Origin of the sequence: uncultured Duncaniella sp. (genome assembly GCF_910578445.1) — a bacterium.
Lineage (GTDB): Bacteria > Bacteroidota > Bacteroidia > Bacteroidales > Muribaculaceae > Duncaniella.
Genome location: NZ_CAJTQC010000048.1, coordinates 1 through 5,910 on the forward strand (window position 1 = coordinate 1; position 5,910 = coordinate 5,910).

The 5,910-nt window shown below is 47.9% G+C and carries 5 protein-coding genes; 3 read left to right on the forward strand and 2 right to left on the reverse strand.

What is annotated here, in order from left to right; translation table 11 throughout:
* The coding region (locus QZ311_RS11940; RefSeq protein WP_297068365.1) for a DUF3987 domain-containing protein at positions 1–601 on the forward strand (601 nt) is incomplete at its 5' end.
* 449 nt (positions 602–1,050) lie between these two features.
* Complete coding sequence (mobV, locus tag QZ311_RS11945; RefSeq protein WP_160659015.1) at positions 1,051–2,673, forward strand: MobV family relaxase; 1,623 nt, start codon at positions 1,051–1,053, stop codon at positions 2,671–2,673.
* Positions 2,674–2,745: 72 nt separating this feature from the next.
* On the opposite strand, the gene QZ311_RS11950 is transcribed toward mobV, so the two are convergent.
* Positions 2,746–3,240 carry a hypothetical protein gene (locus QZ311_RS11950; protein ID WP_160659016.1) on the reverse strand — a complete coding sequence of 165 codons (495 nt, stop codon included), beginning with the start codon at positions 3,238–3,240 and terminating at the stop codon, positions 2,746–2,748.
* A 525-nt stretch (positions 3,241–3,765) separates the two neighbouring features.
* Between QZ311_RS11950 and QZ311_RS11955 the strand changes: the two genes are divergently transcribed.
* A complete protein-coding gene (locus tag QZ311_RS11955) occupies positions 3,766–5,076 on the forward strand; it encodes a hypothetical protein (RefSeq protein WP_297068374.1) in 1,311 nt (436 codons plus the stop codon).
* A gap of 65 nt (positions 5,077–5,141) precedes the next feature.
* On the opposite strand, the gene QZ311_RS11960 is transcribed toward QZ311_RS11955, so the two are convergent.
* Positions 5,142–5,408 carry a hypothetical protein gene (locus tag QZ311_RS11960; RefSeq protein WP_297068377.1) on the reverse strand — a complete coding sequence of 89 codons (267 nt, stop codon included), beginning with the start codon at positions 5,406–5,408 and terminating at the stop codon, positions 5,142–5,144.
* Between the last annotated feature and the right edge of the window lie 502 nt (positions 5,409–5,910).

Here is a 5,910-nt window from a genome sequence, read left to right on the forward strand (position 1 = left end):
GCCGGACGACCAGACAAAGGCGAAATGGAACAGCGAGAGAAAATCGCCCTCATTCGACATCCTTTCGGCGTGGCGTGAGATTGTCGGCAAACTGACCGGGATTGTTCCTGCGGCTGACAGCGGCGGCGACATAATGCCCGAGGGTGTGCCGTTCTCGCCGGACGCGCTCCAACGCCTCTATTCCTGGCAGAATGAATCGACCGAGCGGTGCAACGCCGAGGGGAGCGACACGCTCACGGCAATTGCGAGCAAACTTGAAATCTATGCCGTGCGGTTCTGCCTTCTTCTTGCCCTCTCCGACTGGGCGTGCGGGGCAAAAAAGAAAAAGGCGATAGAAGCGGCTACGGTCGATAGGGCAATCCGTCTGACTGAGTATTTCCGAGTAACGGCGACAAGGGTGCAGGGCATCATCGGCGAGGACGCGCTGACCGATGTGCAGCTTGCCGTGATGTCGGAACTGCCCGCCACGTTCACCACCGCCGAGGGAGTTGCCATAGCCGGGAAATGCGGTATGGCGGAACGCACGTTCAAGAAATTCCTTCGTGACAGACGGGGCGTTTTCTTCACCCGCGATGCCTACGGCTCTTATTCCAAACTTTGAATTTACCCCATGCACACCTTGCACTTTTGCACACTCCCGACCGTGCAAGAGTGCAAGGAATGCACGGGGGTTATCCCTGAATTTGAAATGATGACAACAGAGTTTTTTCTCGGTGTACCACTATACCCGTTACAGTGGTTTACCGCCCAGCGACCCATATCCGGGGAGCAGTCCCATCCGTGCTGCCGCGCACGGAAATTACAGCCATGCGGGAAATTCCTTAGCATATTAGGGAATTTTCCGAGCCGCATATCGTTCCGATACGCTGAAAATATCCCCAATATGCCAAAGAGGTCAACCCCTTTGGAATCCCCGCGCCAACGAGGGCAGAGCCGGGCTTGCCCGGACTATGCCGAGTGCAGCCGGGGAAAGACCGTAGGTCAATCCCCGGAACGGCTTAACAGAAAGCCGTACACTCCGATTGCTCCGCAACTTAAACTCGTCCGCCTATGAGCTACGCAGTGTTCCACATCATCAAGGCGAACTCGTCTTTGAACTCGATAGCCAAGCATATCGAGCGCAGCTCCCATCCCGACAACGCAGACCCGGGGCGAACGCACCTCAACCGCTACGGTCTGGTCGAGTATCCCGACGGGATAACCGGGCTTGCGGCGGCTGTCGAATACCGCATAGCCAACGCCGGGATAACCCGAAAAATCTCCGACCGGCAGGTGCGCTGCCTCAACATGGTGATGACCTCCGACAACGAGGGTATGCAGAAAATCATCGACGCCGGAAAACTCGACCAATGGATAGCCGACAACATCAAGTGGGTTCGTGACACATTCGGCAGCGACAATGTTGTCGGCGCATCCCTGCACATGGACGAGCGCACACCGCACCTGCACATAGCGGTCGTTCCGATTGTCACCACCGAGAGAAAAAAGAAAGCGAGGGAAGCGGCGGTGAAGAAGCGTTACCGCACCAAGCCGACCAACCGCCCCCGGCTGTGTGCAGACGACATAATGGAGCGTAAGGCGATGAGCCGTTACCAAGACCTCTATGCCGAGGCAATGGCGAAGTACGGATTGGAGCGAGGTATCCGGGGTTCGGAAGCACGGCACATAGACCAACACGAATACTACCGCCAATGCCAGCGGGAGAAAGCCGGACTTGAAAAGGATGTTGCCGAACTCTCCACCGAGAAAAAGAAACTCGACAAGGAGAAGAAATCGTTGGAGAGCAAGGTCGGTCATCTTGAATGCAGCGCAATCGCCCTTGACGCTCAAAAGAAGCAGTTGAGGCAGGTAAACGAGGAAATCCGGCAGACAAACCGCGAACTCTATTCCGAGAACACCCGGCTGACCGAGGCAAATTCTTCTCTCGCCGCCGAAAACAAATCGCTTGCCTATACCAATGCCGGACTTTCGGAAGAAGCCACAAGACTTTCGGCACAGCGGGAGAATCTTGCAGCGGACACCGAAAGGCTGACCGTCGAGAAAAAGGCATACGAGGCACAGACCACCGAGGCACGGCAGGAGGCAGAAACCGCCATGCGTGAACGTGATGAAGCCAAAGCCGAGCGTGACGCACAACGGAAAGAAGCCGTCAGCAACATCGCCAACATCTTCACCGGGAGCAAGACCAAGCGGCTTGAAGCCGAGGTTGCACGGAAGGATAATGAAATCCGGGAGCTGAAAGACCGTGTCGAGGCAAGGGAGCAGGACTTTCGCCGTGAGATGTCCAACCTATCCGACAACCTCCGCAGACAAAAGGAGAGTGAAGCCTCCACTATCCGGATACACAACTATCTGGAAACCGACCTCAACACGTTCTTCCCCGATGTGCTCCCGATGTTGGAGGCGGCGAGAGAATGCCGAGAGGTCGGTTTGTCGGACACTGTAACCCGTGCATTGCTTGACCAGAAGCCGCGATATTTTAAGGAGGGAGCAACCATACATTCGGAAACATACCGTCAAGATTTCGATGTGTCCAACGCAGAGGTGCAAATCAAGCGCAATCCAACCGACAACAAATTTCACCTCCACATCAACGGTACCCGTGTGTTCCAGTGGCTCAAAGAGCAATGGCAACGCCTAAAACAAACTTTCAGCCGAGGACTTCGATACTAATCTACTAATAAAAACGGCTATCCACGCTAATTTGGCGAGATAGCCGTTTTTCATATTTTTGACTATTACTAATTAAAAAGAAATAGTAAAATTCATTGCAGGAGTGTATGATAGATTTTGGCCGAAGGTTGGTGCTGAGAGTTGAGTCACGCCCATGCTCATGCCTATCTTCTTGGCCTTGTTCTTATAATGATAGGCACTCACCAGAATCGGTATGCTTGCTGCCGTCAAACCAAGACCCGAATATATAATAATTGGCCCGGCTTGAGTTTTATCATGGTTAGAACCATGAATACTGCTCAATGCCAATGACACGATAGCCCCGACTCCGGTAGCAGTCATGCCAACGCTGAATGTAGTCCAGCCAACGGCACGCAATGCCTTATATTTGCCCCATTCCGGGGTATTCTTGTAGGCATCATTCATCAGCATTGGCGGGAGCTGCTGTGGACTATGACTACTGATGCTCGTCTGCACATCAGCCGGATTGTCGGCTATTGAGTTGTTTTGCGAGTACGTATAGACTGCCGATACAATAAAAACTATAAATACTAAGATTTTCTTCATGTTGATATTTCTCAGTTGGCTCGATGGAGAGATTATTATTAGTGAAAGAAAACGTGAGCCAACTATGCCACGTCGTAATTGGAGGTCGTAGGAAACCTGCCGTGCAGATGTAACAATAGTGACCCACGCATATGCGTGAGAACCACTATGCTATCATTGCACGCTCGAAAAGTTCCTACGTTTCCAATTACAAGATAAGCATAACGCTTCTTATGTTTTCGAAATGTAATGGTTGGCCTTTGCCAAACCGAATACAAAGATACATACAATATTGCAGTTTACTATAATTCAAAGGCTAAAAAACGGTTAATTAATCAAATGGAATCGAATTAAATATAACTAACGCCACTTAAAAATCCTAAAACCGTTTGTTCCTCAATGGCTCGATTTTCGCCGATAGTACACTTTTAGTACACCTTGTAAAAGAGATAATGGCTGTAAATCAATAGATTAACAGCCATTATCAGTACCCGGACCCGGGACAAAATTTTTATCTGGAGTGCCGTTGTTGCCGGATGTGGCATCATGGCTTTACTTGGTCGCCACGCTGCCATTCACCGTTTTGGCACAGACCAATTTACCGGCAATGTACTCTTTGCCGTTTTCTTTGTCCTTTCAATCGGTCTATATTGCGGTTTCCAATCGGTAATCGAAGATGTGTTCAACCGCCTTCAATCTCTTTTTCGTCGCCGTGAAATCATGGCTATTGCCGAGACTACCACCGGTGAACAGATTGCCATACCCACAGTAGAAGAGCCGGAATCTTCCATTATGGAATGTTCTGCCCCAGCGCAAGACCTTGAAACTGAAATTTGTCCGGAGAATACTTTTCAGGTGGATTCCAATGAAGAAATCGAGGAAGATGTCGAATATCTGACACTTGAAGATGGCACAAGAATAAAAATCGGAGCCATAGATATTGATGATGTCGTCTTCGATAATCTTGAGGACAATATCACCGAGTACGGAAGCCTTCAAGAGCGGGATGAAGCCCGTGGCGAATATCCTTATTTTGAGGATTATATCGGTGGCCATGGACTTGAGGAAGTTCTGGAATCGGATACGCTATACAATGAATGGGTAAATCTCCAGCCCAAGCATATAAGGAAAGAGCTGGAACTCGGTATCTATCGTGTCCGTGCATATCCCAAAAGTGATGATACAATCGGTTGCTTTACCAAGACTGCCAAAGAAAACCGCATCAAGCAGGATGACGGCAAGATACGCATAGAGGAATGGGAGGAAGAAGCTTACATTGATGCAAATGGCGATGTCTATTATTCCGACCAGATTGAAGCCGCTCTGAAAGCATTGAAATCAGACAAGGAACATTCTGAAATTCAGAAGCAACTGTTACTGCAACATGAACAGTGCAACGCCGCACATGCCGAACTCGCTGAAGAAGATATGAAATTCAGCCTCGCCCAGATAGAATTTATCTGTGCTTACATCACATTCATGATGCAACCCTATCTCGAAGCCGATGAGTTACAGAAACTACATCACAATGCCAAGATATGGACTGTCAATGCCATGCCGCCGTTCACACCGGTGAATCTCAGGAGCAACCACCTGACAAAAGAGGATTTGAAGCATCTGGGATATAATGTCGGCAAATTCCTTCGACTGCAAGGAGGCGTAATCGCCCGATTTGTAAAGAAAGTGTTTGAGAAACCTTTCGAGAACACCCATATCCGCACAATCGAGCAGAAACTACGAGAAAAGAAGTCCAACAAGGAGCGTATTCCCATCCACACCAACGACCAGATGGATAAGCTTTTCAAGCACTTCCAGCGTTACGGCAACATCAACCTCGACATTCTAAATAGAGCATAATAAGCTCACTCGCAATACTAAAGCGAATAACAATGGCTAATGCCTGAGTTATTCGCTTTTTTGTTTTAGTGACAGTTATCAAATTGCTCTTCAATATATTCAAATAATTCAGGATTATTACACATGGGATGTTGAAGACTTCTACCACCTTTGAAACCGTACTTCTTCAATGAATCTTCGTCCAAGGTATCCCCTGTAAATTCCTGAATCGCCTCCAAACGCCAAGTTATATCTTTAGGCGCATTTTCAACCCAGAATTTACTATCAGATCGTTCCTCAATAGCGGTTACTACTGTCTTGAAAATAATCTTACGCTCTGCGGAACTGAACACATATACAATATCGCCGATAGCAAAATTATTTCTTGCCTTTTTTCAACTAATGAATCCGGTTTCCACTAAGGAAGCATAGTGATTACATCGTTTTGCGTTTGCAAAAACAAGCCAGTGTCTATTGATGTGATTATCTGATGATGTTTTCATAATGCAAAATTAATACTTTTCACGTACTTCTACATAATCAATCGACATCATAAGTTCGGTCAGGAGTGATAAGCATCAGATAACCGGGAAATCACTCCTTTTTCCATATTTTCACCATACAAATAATCTTATCTTTTTGATTCTGTTTTTCAGCGGGTTAACACTTGCTAAATGGTTATTTTGAGGTAGTGAGGATGGTTAAGTTGATAACCCCCAACTCACTCTTTTACTTTGCGTTAGAATTTCAAACGAAACCCAAAACCCAAAGTAAAAATGGAAACTTCCAAAATCACTTTTGACCAGCTGCCACATGTGGTAAGCGGTCTCTCCGAGAAACTCGACCGAGTGCTTG

Excerpts from the sequence above, each read along its gene's own strand:
- QZ311_RS11950 (WP_160659016.1), bottom strand. The coding sequence starts at position 3,240 with ATGAAGAAAATCTTAGTATTTATAGTTTTTATTGTATCGGCAGTCTAT.
- QZ311_RS11955 (WP_297068374.1), top strand. The coding sequence starts at position 3,766 with ATGGCTTTACTTGGTCGCCACGCTGCCATTCACCGTTTTGGCACAGAC.
- mobV (WP_160659015.1), top strand. The coding sequence starts at position 1,051 with ATGAGCTACGCAGTGTTCCACATCATCAAGGCGAACTCGTCTTTGAAC.